This window comes from Microbacterium sp. 69-10 (assembly GCF_001897945.1).
In the GTDB taxonomy this organism is placed as follows: domain Bacteria; phylum Actinomycetota; class Actinomycetes; order Actinomycetales; family Microbacteriaceae; genus Microbacterium.
In genome coordinates, this window is record NZ_MKRT01000024.1 from 288,662 (window position 1) to 312,043 (window position 23,382).

The 23,382-nt window shown below is 70.4% G+C and carries 24 protein-coding genes and 1 pseudogene; 18 read left to right on the plus strand and 7 right to left on the minus strand.

Features of this window, described 5'->3' with window-relative positions:
• Both BGN97_RS12445 and BGN97_RS12450 read left to right on the plus strand, forming a co-directional pair.
• Nucleotides 1–430, plus strand: a 430-nt coding sequence (locus BGN97_RS12445) for an FCD domain-containing protein (RefSeq protein ID WP_292701925.1), incomplete at its 5' end; no start/stop codon positions are given.
• A gap of 86 nt (nucleotides 431–516) precedes the next feature.
• Nucleotides 517–1,740, plus strand: coding sequence for a pyridoxal phosphate-dependent aminotransferase (locus tag BGN97_RS12450; RefSeq protein WP_292701927.1), 1,224 nt, complete (start codon nucleotides 517–519; stop codon nucleotides 1,738–1,740).
• Here BGN97_RS12450 and BGN97_RS12455 read toward each other — a convergent pair.
• Both BGN97_RS12455 and BGN97_RS12460 read right to left on the minus strand, forming a co-directional pair.
• Nucleotides 1,688–2,890 carry a P-loop NTPase gene (locus BGN97_RS12455; protein WP_292701930.1) on the minus strand — a complete coding sequence of 401 codons (1,203 nt, stop codon included), beginning with the start codon at nucleotides 2,888–2,890 and terminating at the stop codon, nucleotides 1,688–1,690. The genes BGN97_RS12450 and BGN97_RS12455 overlap by 53 nt on opposite strands.
• Nucleotides 2,887–3,501, minus strand: coding sequence for an SAF domain-containing protein (locus BGN97_RS12460; RefSeq protein WP_292701932.1), 615 nt, complete (start codon nucleotides 3,499–3,501; stop codon nucleotides 2,887–2,889). The genes BGN97_RS12455 and BGN97_RS12460 overlap by 4 nt, the downstream gene beginning before the upstream one ends.
• Nucleotides 3,502–3,598: 97 nt before the next feature.
• On the opposite strand from BGN97_RS12460, the gene BGN97_RS12465 reads away from it, so the two are divergent.
• The gene (locus BGN97_RS12465) at nucleotides 3,599–3,877 is read left to right on the plus strand and encodes a helix-turn-helix domain-containing protein (RefSeq protein WP_285633538.1); all 279 of its coding nucleotides are present in this window, start codon (nucleotides 3,599–3,601) and stop codon (nucleotides 3,875–3,877) included.
• Nucleotides 3,878–3,921: 44 nt separating this feature from the next.
• Here BGN97_RS12465 and BGN97_RS12470 read toward each other — a convergent pair whose 3' ends face one another.
• Nucleotides 3,922–4,524, minus strand: a complete 603-nt coding sequence (locus tag BGN97_RS12470) for a hypothetical protein (RefSeq protein WP_292701936.1) — start codon at nucleotides 4,522–4,524, stop codon at nucleotides 3,922–3,924.
• 156 nt (nucleotides 4,525–4,680) lie between these two features.
• Here BGN97_RS12470 and BGN97_RS12475 point away from each other — a divergent pair, with 156 nt between their 5' ends.
• Both BGN97_RS12475 and BGN97_RS12480 read left to right on the plus strand, forming a co-directional pair.
• Complete coding sequence (locus BGN97_RS12475) at nucleotides 4,681–5,073, plus strand: Rv3235 family protein (RefSeq protein WP_292701939.1); 393 nt, start codon at nucleotides 4,681–4,683, stop codon at nucleotides 5,071–5,073.
• Between the two features lie 37 nt (nucleotides 5,074–5,110).
• Nucleotides 5,111–6,583 carry a PAS domain-containing sensor histidine kinase gene (locus BGN97_RS12480; protein WP_292701942.1) on the plus strand — a complete coding sequence of 491 codons (1,473 nt, stop codon included), beginning with the start codon at nucleotides 5,111–5,113 and terminating at the stop codon, nucleotides 6,581–6,583.
• A gap of 64 nt (nucleotides 6,584–6,647) precedes the next feature.
• Here the strand turns inward: BGN97_RS12480 and BGN97_RS12485 are convergent, their stop codons facing one another.
• Nucleotides 6,648–6,896 (minus strand): WhiB family transcriptional regulator, encoded by a 249-nt coding sequence (locus BGN97_RS12485; RefSeq protein ID WP_071641453.1) that lies wholly within the window; start codon nucleotides 6,894–6,896, stop codon nucleotides 6,648–6,650.
• 206 nt (nucleotides 6,897–7,102) lie between these two features.
• Here BGN97_RS12485 and BGN97_RS12490 point away from each other — a divergent pair, with 206 nt between their 5' ends.
• Complete coding sequence (locus BGN97_RS12490) at nucleotides 7,103–7,513, plus strand: hypothetical protein (protein WP_292701957.1); 411 nt, start codon at nucleotides 7,103–7,105, stop codon at nucleotides 7,511–7,513.
• A gap of 12 nt (nucleotides 7,514–7,525) precedes the next feature.
• Here BGN97_RS12490 and bcp read toward each other — a convergent pair whose 3' ends face one another.
• The 3 genes from bcp to aroA are packed head-to-tail and all read right to left on the minus strand — an operon-like array spanning nucleotide 7,526 to nucleotide 10,377.
• The gene (gene bcp, locus BGN97_RS12495) at nucleotides 7,526–8,002 is read right to left on the minus strand and encodes a thioredoxin-dependent thiol peroxidase (RefSeq protein ID WP_292701960.1); all 477 of its coding nucleotides are present in this window, start codon (nucleotides 8,000–8,002) and stop codon (nucleotides 7,526–7,528) included.
• A gap of 9 nt (nucleotides 8,003–8,011) precedes the next feature.
• Nucleotides 8,012–9,055 carry a ribosome small subunit-dependent GTPase A gene (gene rsgA, locus BGN97_RS12500; protein ID WP_292701963.1) on the minus strand — a complete coding sequence of 348 codons (1,044 nt, stop codon included), beginning with the start codon at nucleotides 9,053–9,055 and terminating at the stop codon, nucleotides 8,012–8,014.
• On the minus strand, nucleotides 9,052–10,377 hold the full coding sequence (gene aroA, locus BGN97_RS12505; protein WP_292701965.1) for a 3-phosphoshikimate 1-carboxyvinyltransferase: 1,326 nt from the start codon (nucleotides 10,375–10,377) through the stop codon (nucleotides 9,052–9,054). Before aroA ends, rsgA begins: the two co-directional genes overlap by 4 nt.
• A 50-nt stretch (nucleotides 10,378–10,427) precedes the next feature.
• Between aroA and BGN97_RS12510 the strand changes: the two genes are divergently transcribed.
• From BGN97_RS12510 to BGN97_RS12565, 12 genes and pseudogenes are all read left to right on the plus strand, one after another.
• Nucleotides 10,428–11,096, plus strand: a complete 669-nt coding sequence (locus BGN97_RS12510) for a sigma-70 family RNA polymerase sigma factor (protein WP_292701968.1) — start codon at nucleotides 10,428–10,430, stop codon at nucleotides 11,094–11,096.
• The gene (locus BGN97_RS12515) at nucleotides 11,093–11,338 is read left to right on the plus strand and encodes a zf-HC2 domain-containing protein (RefSeq protein WP_285633503.1); all 246 of its coding nucleotides are present in this window, start codon (nucleotides 11,093–11,095) and stop codon (nucleotides 11,336–11,338) included. Before BGN97_RS12510 ends, BGN97_RS12515 begins: the two co-directional genes overlap by 4 nt.
• 53 nt (nucleotides 11,339–11,391) lie before the next feature.
• A complete protein-coding gene (locus BGN97_RS12520) occupies nucleotides 11,392–12,702 on the plus strand; it encodes a GNAT family N-acetyltransferase (RefSeq protein ID WP_292701972.1) in 1,311 nt (436 codons plus the stop codon).
• A gap of 282 nt (nucleotides 12,703–12,984) precedes the next feature.
• Nucleotides 12,985–14,514 carry an ABC transporter substrate-binding protein gene (locus BGN97_RS12525; RefSeq protein ID WP_292701975.1) on the plus strand — a complete coding sequence of 510 codons (1,530 nt, stop codon included), beginning with the start codon at nucleotides 12,985–12,987 and terminating at the stop codon, nucleotides 14,512–14,514.
• A 41-nt stretch (nucleotides 14,515–14,555) separates the two neighbouring features.
• On the plus strand, nucleotides 14,556–15,560 hold the full coding sequence (locus BGN97_RS12530) for an ABC transporter permease (RefSeq protein ID WP_292701978.1): 1,005 nt from the start codon (nucleotides 14,556–14,558) through the stop codon (nucleotides 15,558–15,560).
• Entirely contained in the window at nucleotides 15,553–16,581 is a 1,029-nt protein-coding gene (locus BGN97_RS12535; RefSeq protein WP_292701980.1) for an ABC transporter permease, read from the plus strand. The genes BGN97_RS12530 and BGN97_RS12535 overlap by 8 nt, the downstream gene beginning before the upstream one ends.
• Nucleotides 16,578–17,510, plus strand: a complete 933-nt coding sequence (locus BGN97_RS12540) for an ABC transporter ATP-binding protein (RefSeq protein WP_292701984.1) — start codon at nucleotides 16,578–16,580, stop codon at nucleotides 17,508–17,510. The genes BGN97_RS12535 and BGN97_RS12540 overlap by 4 nt, the downstream gene beginning before the upstream one ends.
• Nucleotides 17,507–18,364, plus strand: a complete 858-nt coding sequence (locus BGN97_RS12545) for an ATP-binding cassette domain-containing protein (RefSeq protein WP_292702012.1) — start codon at nucleotides 17,507–17,509, stop codon at nucleotides 18,362–18,364. Before BGN97_RS12540 ends, BGN97_RS12545 begins: the two co-directional genes overlap by 4 nt.
• 85 nt (nucleotides 18,365–18,449) lie before the next feature.
• Nucleotides 18,450–19,595: an ROK family transcriptional regulator gene (locus tag BGN97_RS12550; protein WP_292702015.1), complete on the plus strand. Its 1,146-nt coding sequence runs from the start codon at nucleotides 18,450–18,452 to the stop codon at nucleotides 19,593–19,595.
• Nucleotides 19,596–19,630: 35 nt separating this feature from the next.
• Nucleotides 19,631–20,887, plus strand: a complete 1,257-nt coding sequence (locus tag BGN97_RS12555; RefSeq protein WP_292702018.1) for a 6-phospho-beta-glucosidase — start codon at nucleotides 19,631–19,633, stop codon at nucleotides 20,885–20,887.
• On the plus strand, nucleotides 20,884–21,891 hold the full coding sequence (locus BGN97_RS12560) for a BadF/BadG/BcrA/BcrD ATPase family protein (protein ID WP_292702022.1): 1,008 nt from the start codon (nucleotides 20,884–20,886) through the stop codon (nucleotides 21,889–21,891). Before BGN97_RS12555 ends, BGN97_RS12560 begins: the two co-directional genes overlap by 4 nt.
• 204 nt (nucleotides 21,892–22,095) lie before the next feature.
• Nucleotides 22,096–23,301, plus strand: a pseudogene (locus BGN97_RS12565) (amino acid permease).
• Nucleotides 23,302–23,382 lie beyond the last annotated feature (81 nt).

Here is a 23,382-nt window from a genome sequence, read left to right on the forward strand (position 1 = left end):
CCTCGACGAGGTCCGCCAGGTGCTCGAGCCGATGGCGTTCCGCCTCGCAGCGGAGCGCCATCGCCGAGACGGCCTGGAGCGGCTGCGCGCCGCGCTGGAGGACGAGCAGGAGAGCGCGCGCAGCGCCGACCAGCTGATCTCCCGCCGCGCGGCGGCCGACTTCCACGAGATCGTCGTGGATCTGGCCGACAACCGCCTGCTCACCGACCTGATGGGCGGCATCCGCAGCCGACTGCGCTGGGCGCTCGCGCAGCACGACGACCTGCATCACATCGCCGAGGAGCACGTCGCGCTCTACGAGGCGATCCGGGACCGCGACGGCGCCCGCGCCGCGGATCTCGCCTTCCGGCACGTGGAGAGCAGTCGGCTCGAGCGCATCGCGCACACCGAGGCGCTGCGCACCTCCTCGATGCCGGTCATCGCCGACTGAAGGACGACCGCTCCGTCGTCCTCCGGGCGACCCGGCGGCGTGGAACCGTGGCGAGCCGGCCTCTGCGCTGTCGGTATCCTTGGCAGATGACCCGCCGAACCCTGGACCAGTCGTCCAAGCTCAAGAACGTCCTCTACGAGATCCGTGGCAAGGCACTGGTCGAGGCGGCGCGTCTGGAGGCGGAGGGGCACCAGATCCTCAAGCTGAACACGGGCAACCCGGCGGTCTTCGGTTTCGAGGCGCCGCATCAGATCGTGCGCGACATGCTCGCCGCGCTCCCGACGGCTCACGGCTACAGCGAGAGCAAGGGCATCATCTCCGCCCGCCGTGCGGTGGTCAGCCGCTACGAGGAGATCCCCGACTTCCCGCGCTTCGATCCGGACGACGTGTTCCTGGGCAACGGCGTGTCCGAGCTCATCACGATGGTCATGCAGGCGCTGCTCGATCAGGGCGACGAGGTCCTGATCCCCGCGCCGGACTACCCCCTGTGGACCGCCATGACCTCGCTGGCCGGCGGCACTCCGGTGCACTATGTGTGCGACGAGGAGAACGGGTGGCAGCCCGACCTCGAGGACATCCGCTCGAAGGTGACGCCGCAGACGAAGGCGATCGTCATCATCAACCCGAACAACCCCACCGGCGCGGTGTACTCCCGCGAGGTGCTCGAGGGCATCGTGCAGATCGCGCGCGAGAACCAGCTGCTGCTGCTCTCGGACGAGATCTACGACCGGATCCTCTTCGACGACGCCGTGCACACGCCGACGGCGACGCTCGCTCCCGATCTGCTCTGCCTGACGTTCAACGGACTCTCGAAGACCTATCGCGTCGCGGGCTACCGCTCGGGCTGGCTCGTGATCACCGGCCCGAAGTCCTATGCCCGGGGCTTCCTCGAGGGGATCACCCTGCTGGCGTCGACGCGACTGTGCCCGAACGTGCCCGCGCAGCATGCCGTGCAGGCGGCGCTGGGCGGTGTGCAGTCGATCGACGCGCTGATCGTTCCGTCCGGGCGCCTGCACGAGCAGCGCGACATCGCCTGGAAGGGACTGGAATCGATCCCGGGCGTGAGCTGCGTCAAGCCGGAGGGAGCCCTCTACGCCTTCCCGCGCCTCGACCCCGAGGTGCACGAGATCCGCGACGACGAGAAGCTCGTCTACGACCTGCTCGTCTCCGAGAAGATCCTGCTGGTGCAGGGGACCGGCTTCAACTGGCCGAACCCCGACCATCTGCGCGTCGTCACCCTCCCCGAGGCGAGGGTGCTCAGCGAAGCCGTCGAGCGGCTCGGGAACTTCCTCGCGAGCTACCGCCAGTAGCCGCTTCCGCGCGTGCGCCCAGCGATGAGGCGATGCGACGCACGGCAGTGACCAGCGGCGAACGCGGCGCCACGTCGGCGATCGCGCGCGCGTGCAGAGCCGCAGCATCCGCTGCACGCTGATCCTCGGGGACGAACGCGACCTCGTCGATCCCGGCGAAGCGGTCCAACGTGCGCCGGATCTGCCCGCGCGCGTCGATGCCCAGCGGGCCGGGACGCACGCGGTTCGCGACCACAGTGACGGGTGTGCCGCCCAGCACGTGTCTCAGCTCGGCGTGGGCGCGGATGAACCGGCTCACACCGAGGGGGTCGGCGGAGAGCACCGCCACCACGGCATCGGCCTCCAGCAGCGCGGCGGCGGTCGCGGCGTGCCGGGCCGGCGCTCCCGGGTCGAGGCCGTCGTCGTCCGCATCGAGCTCCGCGGCGACGTCGACGACGGTCTCGTCGGTCCAGTTGCGGCAGGCCGCCAGCGTCGCTCGCACTCGACCCGCGCCGAGCTCCGGCCAGCGGCTGGGCCTGTTCAGCCCGCTGAGCACCTCGAGCGTGCCGCCGGAGGTCTCGACAGGGCTCGACAGCCGGGAGAGCTCGGCGACGTCCAGCGTCCCCAGCTCGGCCCGACGGCACGCGGCGGCGAGACCGGGAGCGTCCTCGCCCAGTCCGAGCACGAGCGCGAGGGACGGCGCCACGCTGTCGGCGTCGACGAGCGCCGTGCGCCGCCCCGCCCTGGACAGCTCCACCGCGAGCTGGACGGCGATCGTCGAACGGCCGGGAGCACCGTGCGGACCCCAGACCGCGATCACACGTGACGGCCGGCCGGTCGGGGCACCGGGCGAGCCCGCTGCCAGCGCTTGAAGCACCTGCGCCGCCGATGTGCCGTAGGGGAGCGGTGCCGGCAGACCGAACCTCGTCGCCAGCCGGGTGTCGGCGTCGCCGACGGGCAGAACCCGCACGCCCGCGCGATCGCACGCACCGATCAGCTCGGCGGTCAGCGTCGACCGCGTCGGCGCGATCAGCAGGGCATCCGCTCCGTCCAGCGCGGCGGCCGTCAGCTCGGAGGCGTCCAGTCGTCGCACGTCGACGCCCTCGAGCTCCAGATCGGAGGCCAGCATCGAGGCCTCGGCGTCCGGTGCGCACAGCAGGATGCTGGTCACGAGCCCGCCCCCGCGGGGATGATCGAGATGACGGAGCCGCCCGTGATCGCAGCCAGCACCTCTGCGACGTCCGCGCGGTCGATCACCACCTCCACATCGGTGCGGTTCTCGCTGAGCATGCCCTCCGCCTCGGCGACCCTGCCGATGACCGCATCGCCGACGAGCACGCGCGGGGCGTCGCGAGTGCGGCCGTCATCCTTCAGCGGCGCCTGCCAGAGCTCCACCGCACTGCCCGCCTCCACGCCGGCGGGAATGGCCGTGCTGCTGACGACGATGGTCGTCGTGCGGGACGCTTCCCGGTCGCCGATGCTCGCCGAGGGCACCAGCTCGCCCTTCGGCACGGTGCGCGTCGCGACCGCACCCGACTTCAGCTCCTGCGGAGCGAGATAGGCGTCGACGACCCCGCCCAGACCCACCTCGACGACCTGGAAGTCCGCGGCACTGACGCTCTCGCCGGGCAGCACGGTGCGCGTGGCCTGGAGCACGGGCGTCGTCTGGCGCGAGGATGACACCAGCATCCAGACCCCGGCGATGGAGACCGCGACCAGCACGAGGCCGATCAGGAACCGGAGATCGCCGAAGAACGGGCGGTGTGCACGCGAGGACATCATGCACACATCGTCACAGATCCGATGAAGGTGCCCGAAAAGTTATCCACAGGGCCGATTCTCAGGGGCGTGAGCCGCCCGGGCAGGGGAGAATGAACGCATGCCCGAAGCATCCGACATGGCTCCGCGCTTCCTCGCGCCCGCGCAGGTCGCCGAGCTGCTGAGCATCGAGGTCGATGAGGTCATCGATCTCGTGCAGCAGGGGCGTCTGCGGGGCTCGCAGCTGGGTTCGCCGCCGCGCTGGCGGGTCGAGGAGGCCAGCCTCGCCGACTACCTGGAGGAGCAGTCCGAGGATGCCAGACGCCAGGCGCTGTGGCGCCAGGCCAACGAGGCGAGCTTCCCCGAGCTCTGGGGCACCACTCCGTACCGTCGCAGTTGACCGGCGCCGCGCCGCGCATGAGGCGCCGGGATCCGGCGCGTCTCTCATGATGCCGCCGTCTCGCCGCTCTCCACCCTGATCCAGACCAGCGAGTCGAAAGGGATCATCCGGAAGCCGCGCACCGATCGCGTGCGGCGGACCTCACCGGCGTCATGCAGCGCGAGGTCGAGATGATCGGCGCCGGCGCGGTCGATCGTGCCGTGCTGCGGATCGGCGCCGCGTCGGGCCACCGTCACCGGGGTGCGTCGCCGGGCGAGGTCGCGCAGCACGAAGCCGAGCGTCATCCGCTCTCGCATCGTGGGGGCGGATGCTGCGGCCGACGTGTCGAGCGAGGACAGCAGCGTGCCGTGATCGACGCCGATCGCCGAGACCGCCGCGACGGGCAGGATGCGCAGCCGCGGGTCGGAGGGGAGCACGACGCCGATCCAGTCGGCGCCGATCGTGTGCACCGTGCACTCCCAGCGCTCACCGTCGGCCGGTTCCAGCATCATCCGGGTGCGCTCGTCGGCGATCGCGCGGAGTCTGTCGCGCAGCGTCAGCTTCGAGATCCGCAGGCGCTCCGACTCGGCATCCAGTGCGGCGCGCTCCGCCTCCCACTCGGCGGCGAGCTGACCCTCCAGGTCGGCGAAGAGGTGATCCCATTCCACCCGAATGAGCGTAGGCGACCCGGAACGGGCGTGCGCGAGTTATCCACAGATCGGTGCCCGCGACTTCCGCGAGACCGTCGCGCGTGCTGTACTGCAAGGAGTTCGAGCCGATATGCCAGCATGCACGACTGCCACGACCCGGGGGATCGCGGAACCATGACGACGACGTTGACCGAGTACTTCGCACCGCAGCCGACTCCGAGCGCCGCGCTTCCCGATCCTGTCCCGCTGCTCCGCAGTCTGACGAACGGGGCGCTGGAAGTGCTCGCCGGCATCCGCAAGGTCGACCAGCTGGCCCGCTGGCTCAGCGAGGACGCGTTCCGCGCGCTGGCCGCACGGGCGAACCTCTCGGCGCGTGCCCGCAGCGCTCGCGGCATCGCGCCGGCCCGGCCGAACTTCCAGATCCTCTCCATTCGCGTCACGGAGCCGGTCGACGGCATCGTCGAGGCGGTCGTCATCGTCGCCGGGCCCGGCCGGACGCGTGCGGTCGCGGTGCGTCTGGAGGGCCTCGACGGCAGATGGCGGGCGAGCTCGTTCGCCGTGCTGTGACGCCTGCGCGCCGAACGCCCCCCAGTAGGCTGAGGGAGTGTCAACACTCAGTGATCTCGTAGACGCCCAGGGCCGCCTGAACGACGCGGATGTCGAATGGCTGCATCGCCTCGCGGGCGACGGGCAGCTTCTGGCCGACCTCGCCTCCGCGGACATCGTGATGTGGATCGAGACCGCCGACGGCTCCTTCATGGCCGTCACGCACTCCCGGCCCAGCGGGGCCGCGACCCTCTTCTATCGCGACATCGTGGGGGAGAAGGTGCGTCCGCAGTGGCGCACGCAGGTGCAGTCGGCGTTCGAGTCCGGCGAGATCGTCGATTCCTCGTCGCCGGACTGGTTCGAGGAGACTCCCACGCGCGTGCGCGCGGTGCCGATCAAGCGCAAGCACGACGGCGGCGCCATCGTGGGCGTGATCACCCGGCACACCAACCTGGGCGAGGCGCGGATGCCCTCCCGTCAGCAGATCAGCTTCGACGAGTGCGCGAACGACCTGTTCCGCATGATCGCCTCCGGCGAGTTCCCGGATCTCGCGGCGCCGACCGCGCCCCGGCGCGGCGCGCCCCGTGCATCCGATGGCCTCATCCGGCTCGACGTCGACGGCATCACCACCTTCGCGAGCCCCAACGCGCTGTCGGCGTTCAACCGGATGGGATTCGATGACGAGCTCGAGGGCGAGTCGCTGGCCGAGGTGACCACGCGGATCGTGCCGCCCTCCCGCCAGGTGGACGAGTCGCTCCCCGTGGTCGTGACCGGCCGCGCACCCTGGCGCACCGACATGGAGGCGCGCGGGGTGACGGTGTCGCTGCGCGCGATCCCGCTGAAGGACCACGGCACCCGGATCGGAGCGATCGTGCTGTGCCGCGACGTGTCGGAACTGCGCCACCAGGAGCAGGAGCTCATCACCAAGGACGCGACGATCCGCGAGATCCACCACCGCGTCAAGAACAACCTGCAGACGGTGGCCTCGCTGCTGCGCATCCAGGCGCGCAGGACGCGCTCCGACGATGCCAGGGACGCGCTGACCCAGGCCATGCGTCGCGTCGAGTCCATCGCCGTGGTACACGACACCCTCGCCAGCGGCCTGTCCCAGACCGTCGACTTCGATGAGGTCTTCGACCGCGTGCTCAAGCTCGTCGCCGAGGTGGCCGCCGCCCCGAACACCCGGGCGCGGACGCAGCTCGAGGGGCGCTTCGGCGTGCTGCCCAGCGAGTACGCCACACCGCTCGCGCTCGCGCTGACCGAGGTCGTGACCAACGCCGTCGAGCACGGTCTCGCGGGGCAGGAAGGCATCGTCCGCATCGAGGCGACCCGTACGTCCGAGCTGCTGACCGTGACGGTGACCGACACCGGGCACGGCCTTCCCGAGGGGCGGGTCGGCCAGGGGCTCGGCACGCAGATCGTGCGCACCCTGATCCAGGGCGAGCTCAGCGGCACGATCGAGTGGAAGGGCACCGAGGGCGAGGGCACGCAGGTGACCATCGCGATACCCATGCGGTGGATCGCCGCCTGACCAGCATGCGAGAAGCGCCGGCCCCGAAGGGGACCGGCGCTTCTCGCGTCTGGTGCGAGGGAGCTCAGCCCGCGCGGCGCGCACGTGCGGCGCGGCGCTTCAGCGCACGGCGCTCGTCCTCGGAGAGACCGCCCCACACGCCCGAGTCCTGGCCGGACTCCAGAGCGTACTGCAGGCAGATCTCGGTGACGGTGCAGGTGGCGCAGACGGCCTTCGCCTTCTCGATCTGGTCGACCGCGGGGCCGGTGTTGCCGACCGGGAAGAACAGCTCGGGGTCGACGGTAAGGCAGGCCGCTTTGTCGCGCCAATCCATGGATGGCTCCTCAGAGATAGATGTTCGGTGTGGTGGCCGCAGATGCGGCACTCGAGTTCGGGAAGCGGATCGGGAGTCAGCTACCCTGGTCATACGGGTGTTGCACCCGCCCCACTCCGATGTGGGAGCACATGGCTGTTTCTATTTTGTTACATGGAATGTGCGAAATCAAGGGTTTTTGTGACATTCATCCCTGAGGAGTTCCCGTGCGCCGATCCGGCCCCGCCGCCATCGCAGCCGTCGTCCTGGGACTCGAGGGCGTCGCACTCGCGGTGATCAGCCTGATCGAGCTTTTCGCCCTCGGCGCCGGTGATGCGTCGTCCGCGGCGAGCGGGATCGCGCTCATCGGACTGACCCTGATCGGCGCCGCCGCGCTGATCGCCTTCGCCTTCGGCGTGCTGCGCCGTGCGTCGTGGGCGCGTTCGGGCGGCATCGTGTTCCAGGTGCTGGGGATCGCCCTGTCGCTGGCGGCGCTCACCATCCGGCCCACGCCCTGGACGTTCGTGCTGGTCCTCGGGATCGTGGGCGTCGTGGGGCTGGTCACGCTGATCGCGACGGTGCGCCGGGAGGGCGCTGACGATCCCCGGCTGCAGGGGCGCTCGTCCGACGACGAGTGAGGGTGCTCGCGATCAGGCGTCCACGCCGAGCGCTTTGCGCAGCCGCGCGACGTGACCGGTGGCCTTCACGTTGTACTGCGCGAGCTCGATGAAGCCCTGCTCGTCGATGACGAAGGTCGAGCGGATGACGCCCTCGATCACCTTGCCGTAGTTCATCTTCTCGCCCCACACGCCGTAGGCGGTGTGCACGGCGTGGTCGGGGTCGCTGAGCAGCTCGAAGGTGAGGGCATCGCGCTCCTGGAACTTCTTCAGCGTGGCGGGCTCGTCCCGCGAGACGCCGACGACCGTGTAGCCGGCGCCCTGCAGGGAGGAGATGCTGTCGCGGAAGTCGCAGGCCTGCGTCGTGCACCCGGGCGTCATCGCCGCCGGGTAGAAGTAGAGGATGACCTTCTTCCCGCGCAGACCGGAGAGCGAGACGCTGGTCCCGTCCTGATCGAGCAGGGTGAAGTCGGGGGCGGGGGTACCGGGTTCCAGGCGCGTCGTGGTCACGCCACCAGCCTATCCGCCGAACGTCTCCAGCAGACGCTGCAGCGACTCGAGGCGAGCGCGTCCCGCCTCGCCCAGCGTTCCGTCCGCCGCGGCCAGGTTCAGCGCGCAGTCCTCCGCCTCGGGCAGGTGCGTGCAGCCGCGCGGGCAGTCCTCGGCGATCTCGGCGAGCTCGGTGTAGGCCGCGAGGATGTTGGCGCGGTCCACATGCCCGAGCCCGAACGAGCGCACGCCGGGGGTGTCGATCACCCAGCCTCGCCCGGCATCGGCGACATAGCGCAGCGAGACCGTCGACGAGGACGTGTGCCGTCCGCGGCCGGTGACCTCGTTGACGTGCCCGGTGGCCCGGCCCGCTCCCGGGACCAGCGCGTTCACCAGCGTCGACTTGCCCACGCCGGAGTGGCCGACGAACACCGTGGAGTGGCCGATGAGGGCCGCACCGATCTCGTCCACGGGCATCTGCCCGCGGGCGCTGGTGAACACGGTGAGGTCGAGGCCGTCGAAGTGCGACAGGAAATCCGACGGATCGGCGAGGTCGGTCTTGGTCACGACCAGGAGCGGGCGGATGCCGGCATCCAGGGCCGCCACGAGATAGCGGTCGACCAGACGGGCGCGCGGCTCCGGGTCGGCCGCAGCGACGACGATCAGCATCTGGTCGGCGTTGGCGACGATGACCCGCTCCACCTGGTCGGTGTCGTCGGCGCTGCGGCGCAGCAGCGAGGTGCGATCGACGATGCCCACGATGCGGGACAGCGTCCCTTCATCGCCCGAGGTGTCGCCGACGACCCGGACCCGGTCGCCGGTGACGATCGGCGTGCGGCGCAGCTCGCGCGCGCGGGCCGAGGTCACGGTGCGCTCATCGGCCCGGTCCTCGCCGATCAGCACGCTGTACCTGCCGCGGTCGACGCCGAGGATGCGACCGATCTCGGCGTCCTCATGTGCAGGGCGCCGCTTGGTGCGTGGCCGGTTGGCCTTCGGGTTCGGACGCGACCGGATGCTGCTCTCGTCGAACTCCTCGAAGTCGGAGTCCTCGTCGTCGTCGCCCAGCCAGCTCACGCGGTGGCGCCCGTCAGCATCCGCTCCCAGAGCATCGTGAACTCGGGAAGGGTCTTCGCGGTGGTGCCGATGTCGTCGATCTCGACGCCGGGCACCCGGAGTCCGATCAGCGCGCCCGTGGTCGCCATCCGGTGGTCGTGATGGGCGGGCCACACCGCGCCTGTCAGAGGGACGGGGGTGATGCGCAGGCCGTCGGGCAGCTCCTCGGCCTGGCCGCCGAGGGCGCGCAGGTTGCCGACGAGCGCGGCGATGCGGTCGGTCTCGTGCCGGCGGATGTGCGCCACCCCGCGGATCGTCGTGGGGCCGTCGGCGAACGCCGCGAGTCCGGCGATCGTCGGCGTCAGCTCACTCGCCGCGGACAGGTCGATGTCGAGGCCCCGGATCCCGTCACCCGCCCTGACGGTGAGTGCACCCGCGTGCCGGCTGGTGTGCGCGCCCATGGCGTGCAGGATCTCCGGCAGCAGCGCACCCGGCTGCGTGGAGTGCAGCGGCCATCCCGCCACCGTGACCTCGCCACCGGTGACCATCGCCGCGGCCAGGAACGGGGCCGCGTTGGACAGATCCGGCTCGATCGCCACGTCCTTCGCGCGGGGGACCCCGGCCTCGACGAGCCACTCGCCCACGGCGGGACGCTCGATGCGGATTCCGCGACGGCTGAGCGACTCGATGGTCATGTCGATGTGCGGGAGGCTGGGGAGGTGCTCACCGGTGTGGATGAGGTGCAGACCGACGTCGAATCGCGGCGCCGCGAGCAGCAGGCCCGAGACGAACTGACTCGAGCCGGAGGCGTCGATCTCGACCCTGCCGCCTCGGATGCGACCGTGCCCGCGCACCGTGAACGGCAGCGACCAGGTGCCCTCGTCGTCGATGTCGACGCCCAGATCGCGCAGGCCCGTGATGAGTGCGCCCATCGGGCGATGCAGCGCGGTCTCGTGCGCGGTGAGGTGCACGTCCTGCGCGGCGAGGCCTGCCAGCGGGGCGATGAAGCGCATCACCGTGCCGGCCTGGCCGCAGTCGATGGTGACGCCGCCCGTCAGAGGAGCGGGGGTGACGAGGAGGTCGGGGCCGAACTCTCCGTCGGAGGCGACCTCCTCGACGCCGACGCCGAGCAGCCGGAGCGCCTCGATCATGCGACGCGAGTCGTCCGAGTGCAGCGGCCGCAGCAGGTGGCCGGGTCCGTCGGCGATGGCGGCGATCATCAGCTCGCGGTTCGTCAGCGACTTCGAGCCGGGAATCGTCACGGAGGCGTGCACGGGGCGTCCGCTCTCCGGCGCGCGGTACGCACCGCGGGCGGGGGCGGGGGAATACCGGTCAGTGCTCATCGGTTCTAAGCCTAGTGAAGCCTGCGACACACGGAGAGAAGAGGTGACGGATGTCCGCGACGCTGACGACGGATGCTGTCGACTCCTCCGCTGAGGAGGTGCTCGCCCGCCTAGACTGGCCGGTGATGGACGAGACGACAACCGCGGACCCTCGACGGGATTTCGAGGAGCAGGCGATCCCCTTCATGGATCAGCTCTACGCGGCGGCGATGCGCATGACGCGCAATCCCGCCGATGCGGCTGACCTCGTGCAGGAGACCTTCGTGAAGGCGTACGGGGCGTGGTCCTCGTTCACGCAGGGCACGAACCTGAAGGCGTGGCTGTACCGCATCCTGACGAACACCTACATCAACATCTACCGCAAGCGTCAGCGCGAGCCCTTCCAGGGCACGATCGACGACCTCGAGGACTGGCAGCTGGGCGGGGCGGAGTCGACCACCGCATCCCACAGCCGCTCGGCGGAGGCCGAGGCGATCGACCGGATGCCGGCCTCGGCCGTCAAGGACGCGCTGCAGCAGGTGCCCGAGGACTTCCGCCTCGCGGTGTACCTCGCAGATGTCGAGGGGTTCTCCTACCAGGAGATCGCCGACATCATGAAGACCCCCATCGGCACCGTGATGAGCCGCCTGCACCGTGGCAGGCGCATGCTCCGCGAGCTGCTGGCAGACTATGCCGCCGAGCGAGGAATTGCGGCGGCTCAACCGAGGAGCACAAAATGACCGACTGCGGCTGCGAGAAGGCGCGAGCTGACCTGGAGGAGTACCTCCGCAACGAGATCTGCACGACCGAGCATTCCGAGATCCGCGAGCATCTGGAGAACTGCGAGTTCTGCCGGAGCGAGGCGCTGGTCGCGACGACGCTCACCGAGGTCGTGGCCCGCGCCTGCAAGGAGAGCGCTCCTGAGGAGCTGCGCGAGCAGGTCTTCGCGCGTCTGCGTGCCGCCCAGGCCGCCGCGCACTGACCCGGGCCGCTGCGCACCGACCGGTTCCGCTGCCCGCTGAGTAGTCTGGGCGGGTGAACTCCGTCGATGCCCGCACCGTCCCTGCCGATCCCGAGTCCGTGCGGAGGCTGCGAGAGCAGGGCTTCGACTACCGCGTCGTCGACATCGCCGACTACGCCTCCGCCGTGGCGTTCGCGCAGGCCGCTGAGCGCGGATTCCTCGGCGGTGCTCCCTCCGATGCGGAGATCGAGCGCATGCGCGAGACGTGGGAGGGGCGTCGCAACGTAGGCGTGTACGAGACGGATGCAGTGGCCTCGGCGCTGCCGGTCGGCACCGTGAACTCCTGGGTCGCATCGATGTCCCTTCCCGGCGGTGACGCGGGGAGCGCGATCCCGATGTGGGCGATCAGCATGGTCACGGTGGCCGCGACGCATCGTCGGCGCGGCATCGCCCGGGGACTGCTGGAGGGCGAGCTGCGCGCCGCGGCATCCGCGGGAGTCCCGATGGCCGGGCTGACCGTGACGGAGGCGACCATCTACGGCCGCTACGGCTTCGGGCCGGCCGTGCCGGTGTCGCGCATCGCAGTGGACGCGCGCACCTCGGGCTGGCGGGCGCCGCAGGCGCCGGGAAGGCTCGAGTACGTCGGCCTCGACCAGCTCGCGAGGGAGCTCGGGGAGCTCCACGAGCGCGCCCGCTTCGCGCGGGCCGGACAGATCGCGGGCTGGCGCGGACGATGGCTCGGTCAGGCGGGCCTGGGCGCGGGCTCCAAGAAGGACGCCAACGCGCGCGGCGTGCACTACCGCGACGTCGACGGCGTCGTGCGCGGTGCGATCGCGTACACGCTGAAGGAGCTCCCCGGGTCCTTCCGGAACAGCATGATGGTCCGCCAGCTCGTCGCCGAGACCGACGAGGCGCTGAGCGCTCTGTGGGGCTTCGCGGTGAATCACGACCTCGTCGATCGGATCGAGGCCGACCTGCGTCCCGTCGACGACCCGGTGGTGCGCCTGGTGGCGAATCCGCACGCGGTGGACGTCGCGGTGCGGGACCACGGCTGGCTGCGCATCCTGGACGCGCCCGCGGCACTGCGTGCGCGCCGCTATGCGGCATCCCTCGACACGGTGATCCGCGTCGAGGACGGGTACGGCTTCGCGGACGGCACGTGGCGGCTGCGCGTCGACGGGGCCGGCGCTGCCGAGCTCGAGGCGACGGATGCCGCGCCCGACCTCGCGCTCGACGTCGCGACGCTGTCCAGCGTCTATGCCGGGGGAGTGCCGCTCACCCAGCTCGCCGCATCCGGCCGGGTGCAGGGTGACGTGGCGTCCGTCGCAGCTCTCGGGCGAGCCCTGCACGCGGACCCGGCGCCCACGCTCAGCATCTGGTACTGAGCCCGCAGGCAGGGGCCCTGCGGACTTCTCTGCAGAAATCAATTGGAAAGGTCTTTACCGGAAAGAACCTTTACTATAACCTCGCTTCAGGCGGAGTCCTCTCCGCACCGCTCGACAAGCCGACGAAGCACTTGAGACGAGGTCCCCATGCACGACATCCGGTGGAGGAAGACGATTCCTCTTGTCGCAGGCGCTGCCGCGCTCGCCCTGGCTTTGGGGGGATGCGCACCCTCGGGCACTCAGACGACCGGCGAACGGCCGCTGCGTGTCTGGTCCGGGTCGATGACTCCGATCGCGAACAACTTCAACCCCTTCGCCGTCGACACCGCGGCGCACCTGACGTTCGGCGCGATCTACGAGCCGCTGTTCTTCTTCAACCAGCTCTCCGCCGAAGCTCCGGTCGGGCTCATCGGCGACTCCTTCGAGTTCAACGACGACGGCACGGTGCTCACGATCAGGATCAAGCCGGACCAGAAGTGGAGTGACGACGCCGACCTCACCGCCGAGGACGTGGCGTTCAGCCTCGGCTACGGCTCCAATCGCGACCCGGACACGGTGTCGATCGAGGCCACGGACGCGACCACCGTGATCGTGACGTACTCGTCGCCCAAGTTCACCGCCGCCTCGATGATCCTCGGCGCGACCTTCATCGTGCCCGAGCACATCTGGTCCAAGATCACCGACTACATGTCGGAGACCAATCCGAAGCCCGTCGGATCCGGGCCGTACGTCCTCAAGACGTTCACCGACGCCGCCTACACGCTCGAGGCCAACCCGCTGTTCCGCGAGGGCGCGCCCGACATCAAGAAGGTGCAGGACGTCGGCATCGACTCCAACCAGTCCGCCGAGGACCTGCTGAAGACCGGCGAGCTCGACTGGGTCGGGCAGTTCGTGGCCAATCCGGACGGCGTCACGGGCAGCGGCAGGGTCGCCACGATGAACCAGCAGCAGGACCCCACCGTCATCATGACCTGCGCCGATGCGGCCCTCGGCTGCAAGGGCGCGCAGACCGATCCCGCCGTGCGTCAGGCGCTCAACGCCGCGATGGATCGTGCGTCGATCAGCAAGAAGGCCTTCGCGGGCCTGGCGGGGGAGTCCAGCCCGAGCTTCGCCCTGCTGCCCCGGGACGAGAAGTGGCTGAGCGACCCGTCGCTGGCCACCAGCCCGCAGCGCGCCGATGCCGCCGAGGCGGGCCGGATCCTGGAGGCCGCCGGGTACACGAAGGACGCCGACGGCTTCTACGGCAAGGACGGCACCGCGATCGAGCTCGACCTGTTCTCGCCGGACGGCTGGACCGACTACAACGACGCGGCGAAGCTGATCGCCGCACAGGCGGCGAAGGCCGGGATCCGGGTCAACGCGCGCACCGTCTCCGAAGCCGAGTACTGGACGCCGGTCTCCAACGGCGACTTCCAGCTCGCGCTGTACGGACTGACGCAGTCCCTGGTCGCGGATCCCTTCTCGAACTACGACCAGTACTTCGCCACGGGCGCCACGGCGAAGGTCGGGGAGATGCCGGCCAAGGGGCAGAACTACGCGCGCTACAGCAACGCCGATGTCGACGCGGCCGTCGCTGCGGCCGGCGCGACCCAGGACGAGGGCGTCAAGAAGGAGGCCTACGCGAGGATCCAGGCGCAGATCGCGCAGGATCTGCCGTACATCCCGGTGGTGCTCAACGCCTCGCAGGCGTTCTACAACACCGCCGAATTCGCCGGCTGGCCCACCGCCGACGACCTGTACGCGAACCCGCTTCCGTACCTGTCCACTGCCTCCGCCGTCATCCTGACGCACCTGCATCCGGTCGAGAAGTAGGAGCGCCGGCACATGGTTCGGGTCCCGAGGAGGGGGAGCGCATGAGGTTCTGGACGCGTCGAGTCGTCTTCTACGTGATCACGCTCTGGGCCGCCGTCTCGCTCAACTTCCTCCTTCCGAGGATGATGCCGGGCGATCCTGCGGCGATCATGATCGGCAAGCTGCGCCGGGCCAGCGGCGGACGCCCGCTCTCGGAGGCCACGATCACGTCGATCCACGCGCTGCTGGGCACCGGGAAGGACACCAGCCTGTGGGATCAGTACCTCGTCTACTGGGGGCGGATGCTGCAGGGTGACCTCGGCGTCTCGTCCACGCGTTATCCCGCATCGGTGGGCGACCTCATCGCCGACGCGCTGCCGTGGACCGTGACCCTGGTGGGGACGGCGACCGTGATCTCCTTCGTCATCGGGATCGTCGCCGGAGCCTGGGCCGGATGGCGTCGGGGGACCTGGGTCGATCAGCTCGTCCCCGTGACGACGTTCCTGCAGTCCATCCCGTCCTTCTGGCTCGCCCTGGTGCTGGTCGCGGTCTTCTCGGTGCAGCTCGGGCTGCTGCCGATCTTCGGCGGCTACGGCGTGTTCGAGTATCCGGCGGGTCCGGAATGGAGCCTCGGCTTCCTCGGGAGCGTGGTCGTGCACGCGCTGCTGCCTGCGACGACGATCGTGATCTCGTCGGTGGGCGGATGGCTGCTGGGCATGCGCAACATGATGGTGCAGGAGATGGCGGAGGACTACGTCCTCACCGCCGAGGCGAAGGGGCTGCGGCCGTCTCGGATCCGCCGCGCCTACGCCGCGCGGAACGCGGCCATCCCGAGCCTGGCGGGATTCGGCATCGCGCTCGGGTTCGTCGTGGCCGGGTCCATCGTCACCGAGCAGGTGTTCAGCTACCCCGGGATCGGCAAGCTGATGATCCAGGCCGTGCAGGGACTGGACTACGCGCTCATGCAGGGCGTGTTCCTGGTGATCACCCTCACGGTGCTCGCCGCCAATGTGCTCGTCGACCTGCTGTACGGGTTCATCGATCCGAGGGTGCGGAGAAATGGCTGAACTGATCGAGGCGCCCACGGGCGCACGCACCGACGCGGGCACGTACGACGCACCCGCGGACACGCACGCCGTCGCCGTCGCGCGGATGGGCCGCTCCGGGCGGGTCCTGCCGAGGATCACGGGCAAGCTGCTGAGCGGTCTGATCATCATCGGCGCGATCACGCTGTTCGGTCTGCTGGGTCCGCTGGTCGTGGGGGATCCGCACGATGCATCCCACGAACCGCTGCTCCCGCCGTCTCCCGCGCACCTGCTGGGCACGACCAAGCTCGGTCACGACGTGCTGGCGCAGATCGCGACGGGCACGCAGGGGTCGCTCTTCGTCGGAGTCGTCGCCGGGCTGGTGGCCCTGCTGCTCGCCCTGGTGTTCGGCGTGCTGGCCGGATACTTCGGCGGCGCGGTGGACGAGGTGCTGATGCTGATCACGAACATCATGCTCGTCATCCCGGGGCTGCCTCTGGTGATGATCATCGCCACTTACGTGCAGCACACCGAAGGGCTCGGAGCGCTGGCCCGCAGCTCGCTGCTGGTGGCCCTGGTGCTCGGCATCACCGGATGGGCGGGATCTGCCGTGGTGCTGCGCGGGACCGCGAGGTCCCTGCGCACCCGGGACTACGTCGCGGCATCCGTCGTCGCGGGGGAGCGTCCGCTGCGCATCATCTTCGTGGAGATCCTGCCCAACCTCGTGCCGCTGCTGGCGGCCCAGCTGATCTTCGGCGTGATCTTCGCGGTGCTCGGCGAGGCCGGTCTGTCCTATCTGGGTCTCGGCCCGACCGGGTCGATCACGCTGGGCACCGTGCTGAACGACGCGCAGACCGGACAGGCGGTCGGCAGCGGTGCGTGGTGGTGGTTCGTGCCGCCGGGCGCGATCATCGCCCTGATCGGGACGGGGCTCTCGCTGATCAACTTCGCGATCGACGAGATCGTGAACCCGAAGCTGCGGCTCGCGCCGGCGGCTGCGCGCAGGCAGCGCCGCGCCCAGCGCGCCGAAGCGGCCACCAGGGGAGAGGAGGTGGCGGCATGACCGACCTCATCACCGCGCCCGTCGCGGAGCCGGTCGTCGCGTGTGTGGACGCCGAACCCGTTCTCACGGCCCGCCATGTGACGATCGAGTACGAGGTGGATCCGCCCGTTCAGGCGGTCCGCGATGTCTCGCTGACACTGAACCGCGGCGAGATCCTGGGTCTTGCGGGAGAGTCCGGATGCGGCAAGACGACCCTCGCGTACGGGCTCAACAGGCTGCTGAAGGCGCCGGCGTTGATGACCTCGGGCGAGATCGTCTTCCACGATCGATCCGGCGCGGACATCGACGTCGCCGCGCTCGGCGGTGAAGCGCTCCGGGCGTTCCGCTGGGACAAGATCTCGATGGTCTTCCAGGGCGCGATGAACTCGCTCAACCCGGTGATCACGATCCGAGCGCAGATCTTCGACATCTTCGACGCCCACCGGCCCGGCATGTCGCGGCGGGACAAGCAGACGCGCGCCGAGGAGCTGCTGCCGCTGGTGGGCGTGGAGCCGGCTCGGCTCGCCAGCTTCCCGCACGAGCTGTCCGGCGGCATGCGCCAGCGCATGATGATCGCGATGGCGCTCGCCCTGGATCCGCAGGTGATGATCATGGACGAGCCGACCACGGCGCTGGACGTCGTGGTGCAGCGGGGGATCATCCGCGAGATCATGCGGCTGCGCGAGAAGCTCGGCTTCGCCGTGATCTTCATCACCCACGATCTTCCGATGCTGATCGAGATCAGCGACCGCATCGCGGTGATGCTGGACGGACGCATCGTCGAGCAGGGCCCCGCCGAGCAGATCTACCGCGCACCCGAGCACGAGTACACCCGGCGGCTTCTGTCGAGCTTCCCGAGCCTGAGGGGGCAGCGGGGCGGATTCGTCCGCGCCGGTTCAGGCGTCATGGGCGCGGAAGCGGCCGGACCGACCGGAGAGGGGTCGCGATGAGGACGACGGATGCCGGAGCGCAGCCGCCGACGCTGGAGGCCAGGGGCCTGGTCAAGGACTTCCATCTGCGTTCGGGAATGCGTACGACCGTGCTGCACGCGGTGAAGGACGTCTCGTTCACACTCGAAGCCGGGAGGACTCTCGCGCTTGTCGGCGAATCCGGCAGCGGGAAGTCGACGATCGCGCGGATGCTGATGAAGTTGGAGAACCCCACCAGGGGGCAGATCCTCCTCGACGGGCGGCCGACCGGGCGCGGCGGGTGGGCCAGAGCGGCGTATCGCTCCGAGGTGCAGATGGTGTTCCAGGATCCGTTCGCGTCGCTGAACCCGTTCCACACGATCATGCATCACCTGGAGCGCCCGCTGCGGATCCATCATCCGGGGCTGTCCGGGACGCGCGTGCGCGAGCGAGCGCTCGAGCTGCTGGAGCGGGTGCGGCTGTCTCCCGCGGAGTCGTTCATCGATCGCAGGCCGCACGAGCTCTCCGGAGGCCAGCGGCAGCGGGTCGCGATCGCCCGCGCGCTCGCTCCCGGTGCACGGTTCATCGTGGCGGACGAGCCGGTGTCGATGCTCGACGTGTCGATCAGGCTCGGCGTGCTGAACCTGCTGGCCGACCTGCAGCGCGAGGACCGCCTGGGCGTGCTGTACATCACCCACGACCTCGCCACGGCTCGCCACTTCAGCGACGAGATCATGGTGCTCTACAAGGGCGATGTCGTCGAGCGCGGCCCGGCAGACCAGGTCATCCTCGATCCGAAGCACGAGTACACCAGGACGCTTCTCGCCGCCGCGCCCGAACCCGAGAACCTCGGTCGGCTGCGAGACGAGGTGCGCGCCGAGCTCGCCGCCGGCTGACGGCCGATCCGGCTCTCTTCCCGCCGCCGGCGACCGGTCCGGCCGCGGTGTCCCCGTACGACGACGAACCCTGAGAGGAGCACTCATGTCGCAGATCGACCCGGGCACGTCCGCGTGGTTGCGCACGCGGAACGACCGCGAGGCGCTCCACCTGTTCCTCGAGCACGGAGCCCTCACCCGGACGCGGCTCGGCGAGCTCTCCGGGATGTCGAAGCCCACCGCGACGCAGATGATCGCGCGGCTGGAGAGCGCGGGGCTGATCCGACCGGTCGGCGAGGTCGCCGGCAGCCGCGGCCCCAGTGCCGTGAGCTGGAACGTGCGGAGCGACCGCGTCGCAGGCGTGGCGGTGAGCATGCTCGAGGACTGCATCCAGGCGGTGGTCGTCGATGCGCTGGACCGCAGGCATCCGATCGTCGAACTCGAGGTGCGCGGCGAACCGCGCTCGCCGGAGCGCGACATCGACCGCGCGATCGACGCGGCGTGCGCGGCGTCCGGCATCGAGCGGCGCACTGTGGAGGTGGTGACCGCGGGCGTCCAGGCCGCGGTGAGCAGCGAGTCCGACGCCCTCTCCCTGACCGACTCCCTTCCCGGATGGCCCTCCGTCGGCGCCCGTGCGCGCATCGAGTCCGAACTCGGCATCGCCGTCGTGCTGGAGAACGACGTCAATCTCGCCACCATGGCGGAGCGGGCCTTCGGCGTCGCGCAGCAGGCGGGCAGCTTCGCGCTGCTGTGGCTGGGCGTCGGACTGGGCGTCGGCGTCGATCTGGGCGGCCGCATCCATCGCGGAGCCCACGGCGGGGCCGGTGAGATCGGCTACCTCGTCGTGGCCGGACGCTCACAGCGCAGGGGCGCGGTGACCACGCAGCTGCTCGGTTCGGACAGCATCCTCGCGCTCGTCGACGCGCCGGCGGGCGCGCGGTACCCGGAGGGCATCGCCGCCCTCGCGCATCATGAGCCGGCGCTGCGGACGATCGCGGCGCGCATCGCCGTGACGGTCGAACCCGTGCTCGCCGTGCTCGACCCCGAGCTCATCGTGCTCGGCGGACCGACGTCCCTGGCCGGTGGCGAGCGGCTCGCCGAGCTGGTCGCCGACGAGCTGCGCAGCGACGAGCGGCCCGACGCAGACGTGCGCCTGAGCGTCACCGGCGACAGCTCGGTGCTCGCGGGCGCGCGACGGCTGCTCGTCGAGCAGATCCGCACCCGACTCGAAGACCGAATCCCCACCTGGTGAGCCACGGCCAACCGGTACCAACACAAGGAGAGCACATGAAACTGGCCATCGTCGGCGGCGGATCGACATACACGCCCGAACTCATCGACGGCTTCGTCCGCCTGCAGGCCGAGCTGCCGATCGAGGAGCTCGTCCTGGTCGACACCGACCCGTCACGGCTGGAGCTCGTCGGCGGGGTGGCGAAGCGGATGCTGGTGCGCGGTGGTCACCCGGCTCGGTTCAGCACCACGGATGACCTCGTCGCGGGGGTCGCGGATGCTGATGCCGTGCTGATCCAGCTGCGCATCGGCGGGCAGGACGCCCGTGATCAGGACGAGACCTGGCCGCATGACGCGGGCTGCATCGGTCAGGAGACCACCGGCCCGGGCGGTCTCGCGAAGGCGCTGCGCACCGTGCCCGTCGTGCTCCGGATAGCCGAGACCGTGCGCGCGCACGCCAAGCCGGATGCCTGGATCGTCGACTTCACCAACCCGGTGGGCATCGTCACCCGGGCTCTGCTGCAGGCGGGGCACCGCGCGGTGGGCCTGTGCAATGTGGCGATCGGCTTCCAGCGCCGCTTCGCGGCCGAGGCCGGGGTCTCGCCCGATCGCGTGGCGCTCGCGCACGTCGGGCTGAACCACCTCACCTGGGAGCGCGGGGTCTTCATCGACGGCGTCGACACCCTGCCGCAGGCCCTGCAGGGCGATCTGCAGGAGCTGGCCGACGACGTGCAGCTGGCGCCCGCGCTGCTCGCGCAGCTGGGGATGATCCCCTCGTACTACCTGCGCTACTACTACGCGCACGATGAGGTGCTGCATGAGCAGCTGCACAAGTCCACCAGAGCGCACGAGGTCCGCGCGATCGAGCAGGAACTGCTGGCGCTGTACGCGGACAGCAGCGTCGACACCAAGCCCGAGATCCTGGAGAGGCGCGGCGGCGCGTACTACTCCGAAGCCGCGATCGAGCTGCTGCTGGCGATCCGCGGCGGGTCCGAGCAGCCGCGCGTGGTCAACCTCCGCAATGACGGCGTGCTGCCCTTCCTGCCCGACGACCACGTGATCGAGGTGCCGGCGCGGCACGTGGACGGACGCTTCGTGGCCGAGCCGGTCGCTCCGCTGCCCGACGACATCCGAGGGCTCATCAGTGCGGTCGCAGGCTACGAGCGGCTCGCGCTGGATGCCGCGGTGAACGGCGGCCGCGACCGTGTTCTCCGCGCCATGCGCTCGCATCCGCTGGTGCTGCAGCACGACCGCGCGGAGAAGCTCACCGACCTGCTGATGGCGGCGAACTCGCGCTTCCTGGAATGGGCATGACCGTGGCGGCGGATCTGGTGATCGCGGTCGACGGCGGAGGCTCGAAGACCGACGTCGTGCTGCTCGATCTGAGCGGCAGGATGCTGGGCTGGCAGCGCGGGTCGGGGTCGAGCCCGCAGGTGGAGGGACTGAGGAACTCGGTGCGCGTCATCGACGGCCTGATCGACCAGGTGCTGGAGGGGAGGGATCCGAGGCGGCTCGCGCAGGTGGGGGTGTACCTGTCCGGTCTGGACCTGGACGAGGAGATCCAGGCCTTCCGTGCGGCCATCGCCCACCTGCCCTGGGCTGCGAGGCCTACGGTCGCGGAGAATGACCTGCACGCCCTACTGCGCGCCGGCACTGATTCGCGCAATGCCGTGGCCGTGATCTGCGGCACCGGGATGAACGCGATCGGCGTGCGCGAGGACGGCGCCGACGTGCGCTTCCTCGCCCTCGGACCGTTGTCGGGGGACTGGGGCGGCGGGACCGAGCTCGGCGCCGCCGCGCTCTGGCACGCCGCCCGTGCGGAGGACGGACGCGGGCCGTGGACGGAGCTGCTCCCGCTGCTGCTGGATGCCGTCGATGCGCCGAGCGTCGGAGCGATGATCGAGGACGTGCATCTGGGGCGCCGCGAGGGAGATCGCCTCGGCTATCTGGCGCCTCTGGTGTTCCGCGCCGCGGCAGACGGCGACGTCGTCGCGCAGGGTGTCGTGCGTCGGCAGGCGGATGAGGTGGTCGCCTACGCCCACGCCTGCATCCGGCGGCTCGGGCTGCTCGAGGTCGACGTGCCCATCGTCTTCGGCGGGGGAGTCGCACGAGCCAGGGACCCCCTGCTGCTGTCCGGGATCGAGGAGGGGATCTCCATGCGGATTCCCCGCGCGTCCCTGACGATCGTCGATTCCCCGCCCGTGCTGGGCGCGGCACTGCTCGCGCTCGAGCATGTGGGTGTCGGCCCCGACGCGCTCGCCGGGGTGCGCGCGGAGTTGGAATCGGACGAGAGGTTCGCCCAGCCCGTGCTGCTCTGAGCATCCGTTCGTCGCCTTCCGGTCGCGTTCCGACGCAATCCGGCCATTCCTCGCACGCGAGGGTCGGGTGGAAGTCTCGGTGTCCTCGGCCGTGGCTATCGTGAGCGGGTGAGCATCCGCGAATCCACCCTCCGTGCACCCTCGTCCGGAGCGCCCGCCGGGCGGCTCGGTCTCGGGCCGGGGATCGCGCTGTACCTGGCATCCGTGCTGGGTACAGGCCTGCTCGTCCTCCCCGGACTCGCGGCGCGCGCCGCGGGGCCCGCGAGCATCCTGTCGGTGGCCATCGTGACGCTGCTCGCCATCCCGCTGGCCGGGACGTTCGCGGCCCTGGCGGCCCGGCATCCGGACCCGGGCGGCGTCGCCTCCTATGTGCGGCGGACGCTGGGCCCGACCGCGGCTCGTGCGGCCGGCTAGTGGTTCATGTTCGGTGTCGCCGCGGGCGGTGCCGTCGTGGCCATGCTCGGCGCTCGCTACATCGCGACGATCCTCGGCATAGACGCCGGGATGGTGCCGCTTCTGGCCCTCGCGTTCCTGGCGCTGCCCTTCATCACCAACCTGTTCGGCGTGCGGGTCGCCGGCTGGCTGCAGCTGGTGCTGACAGCCCTGCTGATGGCCGTGGTCGTCACGGTCATCGCGGTCGCTGCTCCCGCCGTGCAGCCGGCCCGTTTCGAACCGTTCCTCCCGCACGGCTGGGGTGGCGTGGGCGCCGCGGTCGTGATGTTCGTGTGGGCGTTCGCCGGATGGGAGGTGGGCACGCACATCTCCGGCGAGTTCCGCGATCCCCGGCGCACCATCCCGATCGCCACGGCGGTCACTCTGGCGCTGTCCGGCGCGAGCTACCTGGTGCTGCAGGTCGTCACGGTCGGAGCGCTCGGGTCGCGTGCGGGGGAGGGGGACGTGGTGCTGCTCGACCTCGCCAGCCTGGGTGGGCTGTCGGCGGCGCCCGCACTCGTCGGCGCGGCCGCGGGGATCGTGGCGCTCGGAGTGATGAACGTCTACCTCGCCGCTTTCGCGAAGCTCGGCGCGTCGCTGGCCTCGGCCGGTGACCTGCCTGCCCCGCTGGCGAAGGGCGTCGGGAACGGCGAGGTGCCGCGTCGCGCGCTGCTGCTGACGGGTGCGATCATCCTGGTCTACTTCACGATCGTGCTGCTCACCGGCGGGGACCTGCAGCCGTTCATCCTGATCCACACCGCGAGCATGGTCGCCATCTACGCGCTCGGGATGGTCGCCGCCGTGCGCCTGCTCCCGCACCGGACCCTCGGGCATCGACTGGCCGTGGTCGCGGCGGTGCTCACCGTGGCGATGCTGCCGCTCGCCGGCGCCGCGCTGATCGTGCCGGTGCTGCTCGCCGGGGCGGCCGTGCTGGTGGGAGTCATCCGCGGACGCATGCACGGAGCCGCGCGCTCCTAGGCCGCCGGTTCACGTCGCGTCCGAGACGCGCGAGCCGTCGAGGCTCGTGACCCCGCACAGACGAAGGATGCCGCCCCTCGC